Origin of the sequence: Lentisalinibacter salinarum (assembly GCF_040706555.1) — a bacterium.
Classification (GTDB): Bacteria; Pseudomonadota; Gammaproteobacteria; order Steroidobacterales; family Woeseiaceae; genus Lentisalinibacter; species Lentisalinibacter salinarum.
The window spans coordinates 288,563-303,001 of sequence record NZ_JAPDRH010000002.1; the positions used below are offsets into that span (position 1 = coordinate 288,563).

Below are 14,439 nucleotides of genomic sequence, written 5' to 3' on the forward strand. Positions count from 1 at the left end.
TGTTGTGGTTCCTGATCGCATTTTCTCTCTCCTGGGTCGTCTTCCCGTTCCGGCCGTCCGCCGCGGACGCACCGGTATCCTGCCGTTAGTCCGCCCGGTCGCCGGCGCGGAGTCTCTCCGTCTCTTCCCTGTCCACGTCACGGCCGTCGTCCGTCAGAACGACGCCGTAGTCACGGCGGGCCTCCGCCGCCGTGATCAGTCCGTCCAGCACGTCATCGAGCACCGCCTGCGGATCGCGCAGGCGGGGATCGCCGTAGCCCGCGCTGCACACCAGGCGGATCTCCAGCCGGTCGCCCGCGCGCAGCTGGCGGTTCGAGACCTTCGCGGGCAGCGACTCCGCGCCCGGCGTGTCCGGATTCAGTATCACCTCGCCGGGCCGGCCGTCGGCGCCGCCGAACAGCCCGCGCGGCGGGTCGATGCTGCGGTTGTCGCCGGTGGAGCTGATGCCCGTGTCGGCCAGGAAACGCCAGCGCTTCACCGCGCCGAGGCCGCCGCGCCAGCGTCCGGCCGCAGGTGGCGCGTCGCGCAACTCGTAGCGCTCGCACAGGAGAGGCGCGCCGAGCTCCATCTCCTCCACCGGGTTATTGCGGGTGTTGGCCATGAGCGCATCGATGGCGTCCAGGCCGTCGCTGCCGTGGCGGCCACCGTAGGAACCCTCGTTCACCTCGATGATCACCCAATAGTCGTCCGCACGGTCGTCTGCACCCTTGCCGCCGCGTCCGCTGTACGCGAAGCACGACACGTTGGCGGAATTCCCCGCCGTGACGGCCTCCGGCATGACCTCGGCCAGGCATTGCATCACCTGGTCGGGAATCCGGTTGATCTGGGTGAAGCGGGCCTCGCAGCCGTGCGGGTGTTCGGGGTTGAAGATCGTGCCCTCCGGCGCGATGACGTGCACCGGCCGGAACACGCCGTCGTTCTGGGGTATCTGGCCGCCCGGCTTCGCCTCGTCCAGCAGCAGTGCGCGCACCGCGAAATTGGCGGTGGGCAACACACTACCCTCGAACGGGCAGTTGAATCCGGTCTCCACCTGCTCGTTCGAGCCGGTGAGATCCACGTAGATGTCGCTGCCGTCCACCAGCACGCGGGTGGCCACCCGCAGCGGTTCGCCGAAGTGCTTGCCGTCGTCCTCCAGCCAGCCGAGCGGGGCCTCGTACAGCCCGTCCGGCAGCGCCTCGATGCGCCGGCGCATCAGCGCCTCCGCATAGTCCATCCACTCTTCGGCGGCGCTCATCACCGTGTCGATGCCGTAGCGGCCGGCCAGCTCGCCGAAACGCCGGACGCCGAGACGGCAGCACGCGATCATGGCCTCCAGGTCGCCGGTGTTCGCCTCCGGCGTTCGCACGTTGTCCATGATCAGCGACCACACTGCGTCGTTGCGCCTGCCCGCCTCGTAGATCTTTACGGCGTCAATTACCTGGCCCTCCGCCCAGAAGTCCGGAACGTCCACGGAGAAACCGGGCGTCGCCGCGCCGATGTCGACCATGTGCCCGGTGCAGCCGGCGAAGCCGATGTGTTGTTCGCCCGCGAATATGGGAACCAGCACGCCGTAGTCCGGCGCGTGGGACGCACCGTGGTAGGGATGGTTGTGCAGAATCACGTCGCCGGGGGCATAGCTGCCGCGGTGCTTGCGGTCGATACCGCGCACGTAGGCAGGCAGCGAGCCGCAGTGCATGGGCGTCGAGTCGCTCTCGCAAATCTGGCGGCCGTGGAAATCCAGGATGCCGGCGCCGATGTCCCGCGACTCGCGCATGATGGAGGAATACGCCATGCGATAGAGGAGTTCGGCCATCTCAGTCGCCACCGCATGCAGTGCGCCGCCCACCACCTGCAGCGAGACCGGATCCACGGCCACCCGCTCCCAGCGCCGCTCCACGTCCGCGCCGATGCCGGTCGAGCGGGCCGAGGCGCGGTCGATGGCGGCGGCGACGTCCTCCAGCTTGCGCACGCCCTCAGCCATCCGCCGGCTCCGTGAAAGCGACGATGAGATTGCCGTAGCGGTCCACCTCGGCGAGGGTGCCGGGCGGCAGTATCGTGGTGGTATCGGCCTGCTCGATGACCGCCGGGCCGGCGATCCGGTTGCGGGCCTTCAGCCCGGAGCGGGCGTAGAACGCGGTTTCGTGACCGATGGCTTCGTTGCCCTGCACGAAACGCACCGGGCGCGTATCGAGCAGCGCTGCCTCGTCCGGTTGCGCGCCGCCCGCCTCCACCTCCGGCGTGACCGGCGGCGGTACGTGGCCGATGCCGGCGAGGCCCACGTTGACGATCATCACCGGCTTGTCGTCGAAGCGGCGCAGGTAGGCCTGCTCGTGGGCCCGATGGAAACCCTCGATTACCGCGGCCACCCAGTCGCCGTCGACCGGCACGGGCGGTACCTCCACCGGCAGCTCGTAGCCCTGTCCCACGTAGCGGCATTCGGCCAGCCAGCGCAGCGTCGTATCCTCCTCCGCAAAACCGGCGCGCCGGAGTTGGCCGGCCGCCTGTTCGGCGAGCGAGCGGTAGGCGGACTCGATGCGTGCGGCGTCCGGCTCCTGCAGCGACGCCCACAGCGTCGCCCGGTACTCGTATTTGGTGTCGGTGGCCAGCAGTCCGGCCGCCGCGCCCACGCCCGGGCGTGTCGGCACGACCACCCTGGGGATGGCCAGCTGGGCCGCGGCCTCGCAGGCGAACGCCGCGCCGGCGCCGCCGTAGGGCACCAGCGCGAAGTCCCGCGGGTCGTAGCCCTTGGTCACGCTGTTGATGCGTATGGCTTCCACCATGTTGCTGACCGCGATGCGGTAGATGCCCGCGGCCGCCTCGTACAGGCCGAGACCGAGCGGCTCGGCGACGCCGCTGCGCACCGCCTCCGCGGCGGCCGCCACGTCGACGGAAAGACCCGAGGCCGCGAGCGCCTCTTCCCGGAACCACCCGAGCACCACCATGGCGTCGGTCACCGTGGGCTCGGTGCCGCCGCGCCCGTAGCACGCGGGTCCGGGCACGGCACCGGCGCTGCGCGGGCCGACGCGGAACATGCCGCCTTCGTCCCGCCAGGCGATCGAGCCGCCGCCGGCGCCGATGGTGTCGATGTCGACCATCGGGATCATGGCGTCGTAGCCGCCCACGCGGGTGTCGAGCAGGTGCTTCATGCGCAGGTCGCCCGCGGGCGCCACGCCGATATCCGCCGACGTGCCGCCCACGTCCAGCGTGATCACGCTCGGATTGTCGGTCTGACGGCCCACCCGGATGCCGGCGATGAGGGCGCCGACCGGACCCGACAGCAGCAGCGACACCGGGCGCTCGCGGGCCTCCGCCGCGGGCACGAGGCCGCCGGCGGAGGTCATCAGATTCAGCTCGCTGGCTACGTTCATGGCAGCGAGTTCGGCCGCGAAACGGTCCAGGTAGCGAGCGGTGCGGGGTCCCACGTAGGCGTTCAGCGCCGTGGTCGAGAACCGCTCGTACTCGCGGTACAGCGGCGTAACCGCATGGCTGAGCGAGACGTAGAGACCGGGCGCCTCCTCCTCGATGATGTCGCGGATGCGCCGTTCGTGGGCCGGGTTCAGAAACGACATCAGGCAGCACACCGCGATGGCATCCACCCTGTCGTCCGCCAGCCGCCGCGCGGCCTCCCGCACCTCGTCCTCGGCGAGCGCCGTGGCCACCTCGCCGGCCGGCGCGGTGATGCGCTCGCTGACCGGCAGGCGATGGCGGCGGCGGACCAGCGGCGAGCTCTGCCGCGGCACCTCCTGGCCGTGGGAGAAGTTGTACGGCCGGTCCTTGCGGCCGATGTGCAGCACGTCCCGGAAGCCGCGGGTGGTGATCATCCCGACCCGGGCGCCGTTCTTCTCCAGCAGGATGTTGGTGGCCACGGTGGTGCCGTGGACCAGGAAATCGAGATCCTCGGGACGGCGTCCGGCGCGGCGCAGGAGTTCCGCCAGGCCCTCGAGGCCCGCGCGGGCGGGATCGTCGGGCGTGGATGGCAGCTTGTGCACCACGACATCGGCCGACTCGTCATCCCAGAAGACGAGGTCGGTGAAGGTTCCGCCGATGTCGAGCCCCGCCCGCTGCATGCTGCTCTCCGAATCCCGATACAGCGCAATTGGTATACCAAATTAGCGCTTCAGGCAAGAAAACCGTGTCGAGAGGCCGATAATGGCGGTTGTTGTATACCAGTCGGGCAGTCAGTCACCCGCCAGATTGGACAGCATGACAGTGCGTCCGGACAGGATGTGGTAGCGCATGGCGGACTCCGCCCACTCCCCGTCCCGTTCCCGGATGGCATCGACCAGCGCGCGATGCTGGTCGAAACTCTGGCGCAGGTGCTCCGGTGTGTAGCGGTTGAAGGCCTGCACCAGCACCGGTACGCCCACCACCTGCTGCAGCGCGGCCGACAGGCGCCGGCTGTCGGCCATGGCGACGATGCGGCCATGCAGTTCGCCGTCCAGCTTCATGTAGTCGGCCCGGGCGGTGTCGTCCCCGCGCTCGAGCACGGCGGCCATGGCTGCGATGACGTGGTCCAGCGCCGCGACGCCCTCCGCGGTGGCCTTCTGCGCGGCCATCTTCGCCGCGAAGCTCTCGATCACGGCGCCCAGCGCGAAGATCTCCTCGGCCTCCTCCGCGTCGATGTGGCTGACGACGCCGCCCCGCCGCGGCTCGATCTGCACGAGGCCCTCGGACTCGAGCCGCCGCAGTGCCTCGCGCACGGGCGTGCGGCTCACCTCCAGGTCCGCGCAGAGCTGACGCTCCTTCAGCCGCGCGCCGGGCGCATAGTCGCCGCTGAAGATGCGGTCTCGAAGCATGCGGTAGGCCTTCTCGGACGCGACGCTCAAACCGGTTCCCTCCTTTGCGCCGGGCCTCCCGGCCGGCTCGACAAAGCCGGGTTCCGCGCACTGATTTGACGGTCCGGGCTGCGACGTCCGTCTTGCATGCCCGGCAAATCTGGTATACCAAACCGGCCCTCAGCCGGCAATCGGGGCTGATACCCGGCGCAGCAAGCGGAGAACGAATCATGGGGACCGTCGTCGACTCGATCATCGATTTCCTGCATGGCGAGGCGCTGCAGGACCCCCCGCCCGCCGCGCTGGCGACCGCGGCGAACGGCTTCACCGACTGCGTGGCCGTCATGCTCGCCGGTGCGCGCGAGCCCGTGACCGTGAACCTGGTGCGCCACGTGCGGGCCACCGGCGGCCGGCCGCAGAGCCGGCTGCTGTTGGGAGCGGAACGCGCCACCGTCGCACAGGCCGCGCTGGTCGGCACGGGCGCGGCCCACGCGCTGGATTTCGACGACTATGCCTACTCCAATCACGTCTCGGCGCTCATGGTGCCGGCGATACTCGCCGAGGCGGAGCGTGCAGGCGCCGACGGTGCGGCCATGCTGCGCGCCTACCTCGCTGGCTTCGAGGCCTGGGGCGCCGTGATGAAACGCGAGCCGGATCATCTGCACTCCAAGGGCTGGCACCCGACCGGCGTGTTCGGCCCCATCGGCGTCGCCGCCGCACTCAGCCATCTGCGCGGCCTCGACGCCGGGCAGACACGCAACGCGCTCGGTCTCGCCGCGGCGGCCGGCGGCGGGGTGATGGACAACTTCGGCACGCAGGCCAAACCGTTCCAGGGCGCCCGTGCCGCGGAGGCCGGCGTGGTGGCCGTCGAACTGGCGCTGGCCGGCCTGGACGCCGGGCCGCATGCCATCGACGGCGACGGGGGCCTGCTCGCGGCGCTCTCCCCGGCGGGCAACGTGGACCTGGAGACGCCGCCGGACTGGCTGGGGCGAAAGTGGCTGGCGGCGAAGGACGGCATCAACATCAAGCTGCACCCGACGGTGGGTGCCTCCCAGCGCGCCATCGACGCCGCCATCCAGCTGCATCGCGACAGCGGCCCGGCGCCGGAAGCCATCGCGCGCGTGATCGCGCGGGTGAGCGAGAAACACGCGGCGGTGATGCGCTTCCACCGGCCGGCCACGGCGCTGGAGGCCAAGTTCAGCCTGGAGTTCGGCGTCGCCGCCGGGCTGATCGCCGGCAAGGTGGGCCTGGCCGAAGTCAGCGACGACTTCGTGCGCCGGCGCGATGTCCGCGCGCTGATGGAGCGGGTCACGATCGAGGTGGGGCCGGACGACGACCCGGACTACCCGGTGGGCGCGAAATCCGATTCCGTGGCGATCGAGCTGACCGACGGCAACCGCATCGAGAGCGAACCGGTGCACCGTTTCCGCGGCCACGGCCACAACCCGGTCACCCGCGAGGAGCTGAAGGCGAAGTTCGACGACTGCGTCGCGCCGGCCGCCGGCCGGCCGATGGCGGATCGTCTGTTCGAGATGCTGCAGGACCTCGCCTCGCTCACCGGCGTCGACGCCCTGCCGGTCATCGAATTGCCAATGGTCGAATAGCCGATCTTAGAATTACCGATCTTCGTATTACCGATCGTCGAGTCGAAGCGGGACCGGATTCCGCCGCTCAACCCCGAGGCCGTCGGGCCAGGATCTCCTCCACCCGGGCGGCCGTCGCCAGCAATCGGGCGTCGCGGAAACGCCCGGCCACCAGCTGGATGCCCACCGGCAGGCCGCGCGCGCCGCTGAATCCGGGCAGCGTGACCGCCGGCGCGTGCAGACCCGTCCACAGCCGGTTGAACACGGCGTCGCCGGTGGAGGCGAGGCCGGCGGGCGCCTCGCCGGGTACCGCCGGCACCAGCCAGGCGTCGTCATCGGCCATGGCCTCATCGAAACGCGGCCGCAGGCTGCCGAGGTAGTCCGCCGCCCAGGCGAGCGCGGCGCCGTCGATGCCGCGGCTGTTCTCCACCTCGGCCACGAACTCGGCGTGCAGCTCGCGGGGCCAGCACAGGTACTCCGACAGGAACGCCGTGCGGCCTTCCCCGTGCATGATGATGTCCTGGGCCTCGTTCAGGCGCTCGACGCCGGCAGGGCCGTCGACATCGCGCACCTCGATGCCCGCGCCGCGCAGCGCAGTCACCGTTTCTTCCAGCGCGCGCCGGGTATCCGGTCCGGCGGCATCCCAGTAGGGTGTGCGCCAGAAGCCGATGCGCCCCACGGGCTCCGCGCCGTCCCCGTCGTTCCCGTCGCCGTTCCGGTGGATGCGGAACGCGCGGGCGAGCAGCGCCAGGTCCGCCACGCTGCGCGCCATCCAGCCGATCGTATCCAGGCTCGGAGCGTACGGCTTCATGCCCTCCACCGGCACCGTGCCGAAGGTGGGCTTCATGCCGGCGACGCCGCAGAAGGCGGCGGGCCGGATGGTCGAGCCCCCGGTCTGTGTGCCGAGGGCGATCGGCGCCATGCCGGCGGCCACCGCCGCGCCGGAGCCGGAGGAAGAGCCGCCCGGCGTATGGCCGTGATCGTGAGGATTCACAGTCTCCGCGGTGCGACCGAGGGAGGCGAATTCCACGGTCTGGGCCTTGCCCAGGATCACCGCGCCTTCCGCCCGCAGTATTGCGACGCAGGCCGCATCCCGGGACGGCCGATGGCCGGCATAGAGCGGCGAGCCATATTCCGTCGGCATGTCCGCCGTGTGGATGACATCCTTGACGGCCACCGGCACGCCGCGCAACAGCCCGCCCGCGGAGACCTCGTCGATCTCCCGGGCACGCTCCCGCGCCGCCTCCGCCCCGACGTGGGCGAATGCATGGATCCGCCCCTCACTGCCGTCGATCACCGCCAGACAGGCCTCTACGGCTTCGGTCGCCGTGAGTTCGCCCTTCGCGATGGCGCGAACGATGTCGGTGGCGGTCGGCAGATCGATCATGGTCGTCGGCAGTCGGCTGAACCGGCGCGGAGTATACGCCGGCTGCGCCCCGCGCAGAAAAACCGGTGCCGGGCGGCACCCATTGCCGGCAGCGTCAAGGCCGGACACGACGCGCAACTCAAGCTCTGGCAACATAGGCACTCGCTGCTGCGGCCGCGGGACGGCCGAGCCGCCCATACTGCGAATACCATAATGCGAGTACAGCAAGGGCAGGGACCCGGCGTCCGTCTGCCATCACCACGGGGGAATCGATGAAGAACTCACTGTCCGGGCGCCTCGCTATGCCCGTCGTCATGGTCCTGCTCGCCGCGGGCTGCAGCGCCGACCAGGAGATTCCTTACAGCGAAGATGCCGACGCGGCCGGCGCGACCGCGCCGACGACGGCCACCGTCAAGTCGAACCGGCGCGTCCTCGACGTGCGTCCGTTCGACAACGAGCGGGACTTCGAGCGGGCCCGCCGCGGCCTGATCGCCAGCGTGCCCGAGCTGCGCATCGGTCCGGCGGAACGCCCGGTCTGGGACATGACCGCCTACGAGTTCCTGGAGGAGGCGGAATTCGACTCCATCAACCCGAGCCTGCGGCGTCAGGCGCGGCTGAACAACATCCACGGACTGTTCGAGGTCACCGACGGCGTCTATCAGCTGCGCGGTTTCGACCTCTCGAATATGACGCTCATCGAGGGCGAGACGGGCTGGATCGTGGTGGACCCGCTGACTGCCACCGAGACCGCCGCGGCCGCCATGGCCTTCGCCAATGCCGAACTCGGCGAGCGGCCGGTCCGCGCCATCATCTTCACTCACAGCCACGCGGACCACTTCGGCGGCGTACTCGGCATCACGAGCGCCGAGGAGGCACGCGAACAGGGTATCCGTGTCATCGCGCCGGAAGGTTTCCTGGAGGAGGCCACCAGCGAGAACGTGATCGCCGGCGTCGCCATGGGCCGGCGCGCCGGCTACATGTACGGCCGGCGCCTGCCCCGCAGCCCGCGCGGGCACGTGGGCTCGGGGCTCGGTAAGAGCCCGGCCTTCGGCACCATCGCCATCCTGGAGCCCACCGAGATCGTCGACACGACGCCCCAGGAGATGACCATCGACGGCGTGCCATTCGTGTTCCAGAACGCGCCCCACTCGGAGGCGCCGGCGGAGCTGACCTTCTACCTGCCCGAGCAGAAGGCCTGGTGCGGCGCCGAGATCGTCTCGCGCAACATGCACAACATCTACACGCTGCGCGGCGCGAAGGTGCGTGACGCGCTGCTGTGGAGCGGCTACATCGACGAGGCGCTGCAGCTGTTCGGCGAGGCCGAGGTGTATTTCGGCAGCCACCACTGGCCGGTGTGGGGCAACGGCGAGGTCGTGGAATTCCTCGAGCAGCAGCGCGACCTGTACAAGTACATCCACGATCAGACGCTGCGCATGGCCAACCAGGGCATGACGCCGAAGGAGATCGCCGAGGAAATCGCCCTGCCCGCCTCGCTGCAGCAGTCGTTCGCCAACATGGGTTACTACGGCACGCTGAAACACAACGCCAAGGCGGTCTACCAGGGTTATTTCGGCTGGTACGACGGCAACCCGGCCAATCTGGACCCGCTGCCGCCCGTGGCCGCCGGCGAACGTTACGTGGACTACATGGGCGGCGCCGACGAGTTGCTGCGCAAGGCGAGCGCTTCCTTCGACGAGGGCGACTACCGCTGGGTGGCGGAGGTGCTGAATCACCTGGTCATGGCCGAGCCCGAGAACGCCGACGCCCGCGCTCTGCTGGCCCGCACCTACGACCAGCTGGGCTATCAGGCGGAGTCCGGCCCCTGGCGGGACGTGTATCTGTCCGCCGCCTACGAACTCCGGCATGGGCCGCCCGAGCAGGGCATCTCGCTGGCCAACGCCATCGACCTGCTGCGTCACACGCCCACGGAACGTTTCCTCGACGCCATGGCCGTGCGCCTGAACGGACCGAAGGCGGCGGACGAGGAACTCACCGTCAACCTGGTGTTCACCGACCTGGAAGAGACCTATGTGCTGGTGATCGAGAACGGCGTGCTGCACCACTACCGGCGGGACGCGGACCCGCAGGCGAACGCCACGCTGAGCCTGACCCGGGACGCCTATCTGGGCCTGGCGGCCGGTGCCATCGGCCTCACCGACCTGCTGACGTCCGACGACATCACGCTGGAAGGCAGCAAGCTCGACCTGGTGCGGTTCTTCAGCCTGCTGGAGCGGCCCGAGGGGACGTTCGACATCGTGACGCCCTAGTACGGGTAGCCAGTCCGGGTAGCTAGTCCGGGTACCAGCTGCCGTCGGCTCGCGGCTTGATCCAGAGGTAGCTGTACCAGTAGTAGACGTCGGACGCGTCCCGGGCCGGCACCGTGCAGTTGAACTTGCTGCGCCCGGGTGCGAGCGGCGCGCGGGCGCGGATCGTCGCCTCGTCGTCCTGCCAGCTGATGCGCGCAGGCTCCTGCCCGGTGACGAAACAGTTCAGGCGCTCGCGGTCGTAGGGGCCCTCGGGAATCCGGACCCGCAGTTCGGGCGGGCCGGCATCCGCCGCCAGCACGCGGCTGTCCGGCGCCAGCACCTTTACGGGCAGCGGGCGGCTGTCGAGCTTGTCGCCCAGCGAATCCAGGTCCGCATAGGCGGCGGCCACGGGAAAGCGAGGCAGGTGCCGCCGGTCCGATGCGGGCCCGACCGGTCCGGACTGCTGACCGAAGGCCACGAGGCCGAGATCCGCCACGACATTTTCCAGGTCGCGGTCGAATTCCCCGTACGGATAGGCGAAATAGGCGAGCGGCGCCTGCAGTTCGTCGGCGAGCCGCGAACCGGCGTGGCGGATGTCGGCGGCAACGCGTTCACGCCACTCGCCCGCGGACTCACCCGGCCGGCGGCGGATCATGTGCCGGTGTGCGCGGCTGTGGTTGCCTACCGTGCCGCCGCGCCGCTCGATCTCACGCAGTTGATCCCAGCTCAGATAGCCGCCGTAGTCGTCGTCGATGTAATCCGTGCTGGCGAACACCGTGAAGGGCCAGCCCCGCCGCTCCAGCCGCGGCAGCGCCTCCGTGTACACCGACTCGTAGGCGTCGTCGAAGGTGATGGCCACGGCATCCGGCGGCAGTGCAACGCCGTCTTCGATCGCGCTGACGATCGCCTCCAGCGGGACCACGGTGTAGTCGGCGAGATAATCCAGATGATCCTCGAAGGTCGCCGGCGTCACGCTGGTGGACGGTGGCGTGTCCCCGCTCACGTGGTGATAGAGCAGGATCACCGCATGCGCCTGCGACGCCGGATCGGCGGGCGTGGCCGTGGAATCCTCCGCATTGCAGGCGACCGAGACGAGCGCGAGCAGGACGACCGCGCAGCACCGTTGCGTACGCTGCCCGCGGCTACGCACCGGTCTGCTCCAGGTCGTTGTAGCGGATCAGCCCCTTGATCTCGTCCACGTAGGCTTGTCCCCGCTCCGAATAGCGTTGCAGCTGCTCGGCCAGCACCAGGCCGGAGAGCGGCCTGCCCTGCGCCCGCAGGCCGGCGCGCACGCGGCGCAGTTCCCTGTAGCTCCGGTTCGTGTTGATATTGCGAAGATAGCTCGCTACGGACTCGCGGGGACTGTCGAAGGCCCGCACCTCGTGGCTGCGTTCGGCCGCCCGCGCCCGCGGCACCAGGCCGCAACCCGCGTCGTAGCACCACTCGCCGAAGAAGTTGTTGCCCTTGCGGGCGAAACGGGAAGTGCCCCAGCCGGATTCCTTGGCCGCCTGCGCCAGCGCGAGAGAGACCGGCACCACATCCACCCGGCGCAGCAGCGCCATGATCAGGGTGTCGTCTTCGTACTCTTGCGGGTCCAGCCCGTAGTCCTCCGCCAGGCCGTGCAGCCAGCGGCGATCCAGCCAGCCGAGTCCATCTTCGGCGGCCAGCTCCTCGAGGCGGCGTCTCTCCTCGAGCACCCGCGTGTTCTCGGCCTCGATGATCGGACGGAGGAACTCGAAGAAGCGCACCTTGCGCTCGGCGCCGGCCTCGTACTGGCGGAAATCCGGCACCCGGTCGCCGCTCAGCAGAAGGAACAGACCTGTGAACAACAGGACGGCGACGGCTGCGACGGCCGCCGCCACGAGCATCTCGCGTCCGGCGAGGGCGCGGCGCAGATTCTGTAGTCGATCACTGGAAAACATGGCAGGGATACTAACATCCGCTCCTTTCCGCCTCTGCAGGACGGCCGGTGAGGCGTTAAGGTGTCACCGGGGACGACACGGGAGCGACCGATGGAACAGCATGACAAACCGCCGGCCGGCTACGACGACCTGCGTGCCCTCTTCGTCAACTGCACGCTTAAGCGCTCGCCGGAGCCCTCGCACACCGATAGGCTGATGGAAGCCTCACGGAACATCTTGCGCGGGCAGGGCGTCGCCGTGGAGTCCGTGCGGGCCGTCGACCACCACATCGCGCCCGGCGTGCAGCCGGACATGACCGAGCACGGCCACGAGCGCGACGACTGGCCGGCGCTGTACGAGAAAGTCCATGCCGCCGATATCCTGGTGATCGGCACGCCCATCTGGCTGGGCGAGAAATCCTCCGTGTGCTCACGGGTGATCGAGCGGCTCTATTCCCAGTCCGGCGAGACCAACGAGAAGGGCCAGTACGTCTACTACGGCCGCGTCGGCGGCTGCATCGTCACCGGCAACGAGGACGGCGTGAAGCACGTGGGCATGGGCGTGATGTACGCGCTGCAGCACCTGGGCTACGTCATCCCGCCCCAGTGCGACGCCGGCTGGATCGGCGAGGCGGGACCCGGCCCGAGCTACGGCGATCCGTCAGGGGACGGACCGGTCGGCTTCGACAACGAATTCACCCAGCGCAACGTCACCTTCATGAGCTGGAACCTCATGCACCTGGCGCGGATGCTGAAGGACGCCGGCGGCATCCCGGCGTACGGCAACCAGCGAAGCGCGTGGGAGGCCGGCGAACGCTTCGGCTTCGAGAATCCCGAGTACCGCTAGTCTGGCGCGGACGCATCGGCGCGCCCGTCCAGCGCCCCGGCCGTCTCGCGGATGACCTCGACGGCCAGATCCACCTCGCGCCGGTGGGTGCGCACGTTCAGGATGGCCAGCCGCAGCACGTTGTGCCCGCCGAGGCGCGTCGTGGACAGGTAGATGCGGCCGTCCGCCTGGATGCGTTCCGCCAGTCGTCGGTTGAACGCGTCGGCGTCGCCCTCCTCGGGCACGTAGCGGAATACGACGATGGACAGGTCCGGCTCCGGTCCCACCTCGAAGCCGGGCAGCCCCGTCATGCGTGCATGGAAGTAGCGGGCGAGCAGCAGCTTCTCCTCGAGCGCAGCGCGGAAGGCGTCCACGCCGGCGAGCTTCAGCGGCAGCCACAGACGCAGCGCGCGGAAGTGGCGGCTCAGCTCCGGCGAGGCTGCCGCCGGCGAGAGTTCCATGGCCTCGCCGAAGCCGCCCGTGTCCTGCATGTAGTTCGCAGTATAGGTATAGGCCTGCCGCAGCTTCTCGCCGTCGCGCACCAGCACCAGCCCGGTGCCGAACGGCAGGAACAGGCCCTTGTGGGGGTCGAGCACGAGGGAGTCGGCCCGCTCCATGCCGGCCAGACGGCGCCGCCCGTCCTCCGTCAGCGCGAACGCGGCGCCGTAGGCGCCGTCCACGTGCAGCCACAGCCGTTCCCGTTCGGTGACGTCCGCGATGGCCGGCAGCGGATCCACCGCACCGGTATCCGTGGTACCGGCGGAGGCGACGACCAGCCAGGGGCGCAGGCCGTCGGCGCGGTCCTGCGCGAGCTGCGCCTCCAGCGCGGCGACGTCCATTCGGTAGCGTGCATCCAGCGGGATGCGCCGCTGCACGCACTCGCCGACGCCGGCGATGGCCAGCGCCTTGTCGACGCAGTGGTGAGTCTGGGCCGTGAGGTAGACCGCCGTGCGTTCGACGTCCCGCGCCCGGACGGCGCAGGCCTGCCGCGCCGTCACGATCGCCGACAGGATGGCGATGCTGCCGCCGGACGTGAGGTCTCCGGCGGCGGATTCCGGATAGCCGATGAAATCGGCCACCCAGCGCAGCAGGCGGCGCTCCATTCTGACGGCGCCCGGGCTGGCGTAGGTCACCCCGGCGTACGGATTCGTCACCGCCGCAAGGTAGTCGCCGAGCGCCGCGGCGTACAGCCCGCTGCCCGGGATGAAGCCGAAGAAGCGGCCCACGGTCTCGTTCACGCCGGGCCGCTCGACCCCTCGGGCATAGGCGGCGAGTACGGGGTCGAGCGGCGCCGGCTCATCGCCGAACGGCTCGTCGAGCAGCGCGAGGTCGGCGGGGTCCGGCGTCGTGTAGGCGGGCATGGTACCCAGCCGCGTCAGATAGTCTTCCGCACGCTCGTTGACGGCGGTCAGGAGTTCGCCGCGTTCTTCGGCGGACGGGTGCAGCGCGGCGGCACGTGCCTCCAGCGCAGCGAGCTTGTCTGCGTCGATCGGCATACGTGAATGCTAACGTGCCCCGGTATCCGGAGTCGGAGATTCCGCCGGCGGCGTATCCTCTTGCGCAGATTCCTGCTGGCTGCGCTCCTGCACCGCCTCCTCCAGTGCTCGCTGCAGCCCGATGAGAGCGAGCAGCGCCAGCAGCGAAAGAACGACCACCATCAACAGCAATCTGGAATTCATGCTTCGAGTTTACCGTTTGCGCGAACTGGCGACTGCCCTAGAATCGACGGACATACCGTAAACCCGCGAGACGGAACGAGGAATA

At 69.7% G+C, this 14,439-nt stretch carries 11 protein-coding genes; 3 read left to right on the plus strand and 8 right to left on the minus strand.

Features of this window, described 5'->3' with window-relative positions:
- Nucleotides 1–85: 85 nt before the first annotated feature.
- The 3 genes from ACJMKZ_RS04410 to ACJMKZ_RS04420 all read right to left on the minus strand — a co-directional run bounded on the left by ACJMKZ_RS04410 (nt 86) and on the right by ACJMKZ_RS04420 (nt 4,805).
- Nucleotides 86–1,960, minus strand: coding sequence for a hydantoinase B/oxoprolinase family protein (locus ACJMKZ_RS04410; protein ID WP_405231984.1), 1,875 nt, complete (start codon nt 1,958–1,960; stop codon nt 86–88).
- Entirely contained in the window at nt 1,953–4,046 is a 2,094-nt protein-coding gene (locus ACJMKZ_RS04415) for a hydantoinase/oxoprolinase family protein (protein WP_405231985.1), read from the minus strand. Before ACJMKZ_RS04415 ends, ACJMKZ_RS04410 begins: the two co-directional genes overlap by 8 nt.
- 111 nt (nt 4,047–4,157) lie before the next feature.
- The gene (locus tag ACJMKZ_RS04420) at nt 4,158–4,805 is read right to left on the minus strand and encodes a GntR family transcriptional regulator (protein WP_405231986.1); all 648 of its coding nucleotides are present in this window, start codon (nt 4,803–4,805) and stop codon (nt 4,158–4,160) included.
- A gap of 179 nt (nt 4,806–4,984) precedes the next feature.
- Here ACJMKZ_RS04420 and ACJMKZ_RS04425 point away from each other — a divergent pair, with 179 nt between their 5' ends.
- The gene (locus ACJMKZ_RS04425; protein ID WP_405231987.1) at nt 4,985–6,358 is read left to right on the plus strand and encodes an MmgE/PrpD family protein; all 1,374 of its coding nucleotides are present in this window, start codon (nt 4,985–4,987) and stop codon (nt 6,356–6,358) included.
- A 67-nt stretch (nt 6,359–6,425) separates the two neighbouring features.
- On the opposite strand, the gene ACJMKZ_RS04430 is transcribed toward ACJMKZ_RS04425, so the two are convergent.
- A complete protein-coding gene (locus ACJMKZ_RS04430) occupies nt 6,426–7,724 on the minus strand; it encodes an amidase (protein ID WP_405231988.1) in 1,299 nt (432 codons plus the stop codon).
- Nucleotides 7,725–7,975: 251 nt separating this feature from the next.
- On the opposite strand from ACJMKZ_RS04430, the gene ACJMKZ_RS04435 reads away from it, so the two are divergent.
- Nucleotides 7,976–9,970 (plus strand): alkyl/aryl-sulfatase, encoded by a 1,995-nt coding sequence (locus tag ACJMKZ_RS04435; RefSeq protein ID WP_405231989.1) that lies wholly within the window; start codon nt 7,976–7,978, stop codon nt 9,968–9,970.
- Between the two features lie 22 nt (nt 9,971–9,992).
- Here the strand turns inward: ACJMKZ_RS04435 and ACJMKZ_RS04440 are convergent, their stop codons facing one another.
- Nucleotides 9,993–11,099 carry a polysaccharide deacetylase family protein gene (locus ACJMKZ_RS04440; RefSeq protein WP_405231990.1) on the minus strand — a complete coding sequence of 369 codons (1,107 nt, stop codon included), beginning with the start codon at nt 11,097–11,099 and terminating at the stop codon, nt 9,993–9,995.
- Nucleotides 11,092–11,871 carry a glucosaminidase domain-containing protein gene (locus ACJMKZ_RS04445; RefSeq protein WP_405231991.1) on the minus strand — a complete coding sequence of 260 codons (780 nt, stop codon included), beginning with the start codon at nt 11,869–11,871 and terminating at the stop codon, nt 11,092–11,094. Before ACJMKZ_RS04445 ends, ACJMKZ_RS04440 begins: the two co-directional genes overlap by 8 nt.
- 90 nt (nt 11,872–11,961) lie before the next feature.
- Here ACJMKZ_RS04445 and ACJMKZ_RS04450 point away from each other — a divergent pair, with 90 nt between their 5' ends.
- Nucleotides 11,962–12,696, plus strand: coding sequence for a flavodoxin family protein (locus ACJMKZ_RS04450; RefSeq protein WP_405231992.1), 735 nt, complete (start codon nt 11,962–11,964; stop codon nt 12,694–12,696).
- On the opposite strand, the gene ACJMKZ_RS04455 is transcribed toward ACJMKZ_RS04450, so the two are convergent.
- Nucleotides 12,693–14,171, minus strand: coding sequence for a pyridoxal phosphate-dependent decarboxylase family protein (locus ACJMKZ_RS04455; protein WP_405231993.1), 1,479 nt, complete (start codon nt 14,169–14,171; stop codon nt 12,693–12,695). The two genes, ACJMKZ_RS04450 and ACJMKZ_RS04455, sit on opposite strands and share 4 nt — an antisense overlap.
- Before the next feature lie 9 nt (nt 14,172–14,180).
- Nucleotides 14,181–14,354: a hypothetical protein gene (locus tag ACJMKZ_RS04460; RefSeq protein WP_405231994.1), complete on the minus strand. Its 174-nt coding sequence runs from the start codon at nt 14,352–14,354 to the stop codon at nt 14,181–14,183.
- Nucleotides 14,355–14,439 lie beyond the last annotated feature (85 nt).

Bases quoted from the DNA above. Each gene is read 5' to 3' on its own strand.
- ACJMKZ_RS04410 (WP_405231984.1), bottom strand. From the start codon at position 1,960: ATGGCTGAGGGCGTGCGCAAGCTGGAGGACGTCGCCGCCGCCATCGAC.
- ACJMKZ_RS04415 (WP_405231985.1), bottom strand. From the start codon at position 4,046: ATGCAGCGGGCGGGGCTCGACATCGGCGGAACCTTCACCGACCTCGTC.
- ACJMKZ_RS04425 (WP_405231987.1), top strand. From the start codon at position 4,985: ATGGGGACCGTCGTCGACTCGATCATCGATTTCCTGCATGGCGAGGCG.
- ACJMKZ_RS04430 (WP_405231988.1), bottom strand. From the start codon at position 7,724: ATGATCGATCTGCCGACCGCCACCGACATCGTTCGCGCCATCGCGAAG.
- ACJMKZ_RS04435 (WP_405231989.1), top strand. From the start codon at position 7,976: ATGAAGAACTCACTGTCCGGGCGCCTCGCTATGCCCGTCGTCATGGTC.
- ACJMKZ_RS04445 (WP_405231991.1), bottom strand. From the start codon at position 11,871: ATGTTTTCCAGTGATCGACTACAGAATCTGCGCCGCGCCCTCGCCGGA.
- ACJMKZ_RS04450 (WP_405231992.1), top strand. From the start codon at position 11,962: ATGGAACAGCATGACAAACCGCCGGCCGGCTACGACGACCTGCGTGCC.
- ACJMKZ_RS04455 (WP_405231993.1), bottom strand. From the start codon at position 14,171: ATGCCGATCGACGCAGACAAGCTCGCTGCGCTGGAGGCACGTGCCGCC.
- ACJMKZ_RS04460 (WP_405231994.1), bottom strand. From the start codon at position 14,354: ATGAATTCCAGATTGCTGTTGATGGTGGTCGTTCTTTCGCTGCTGGCG.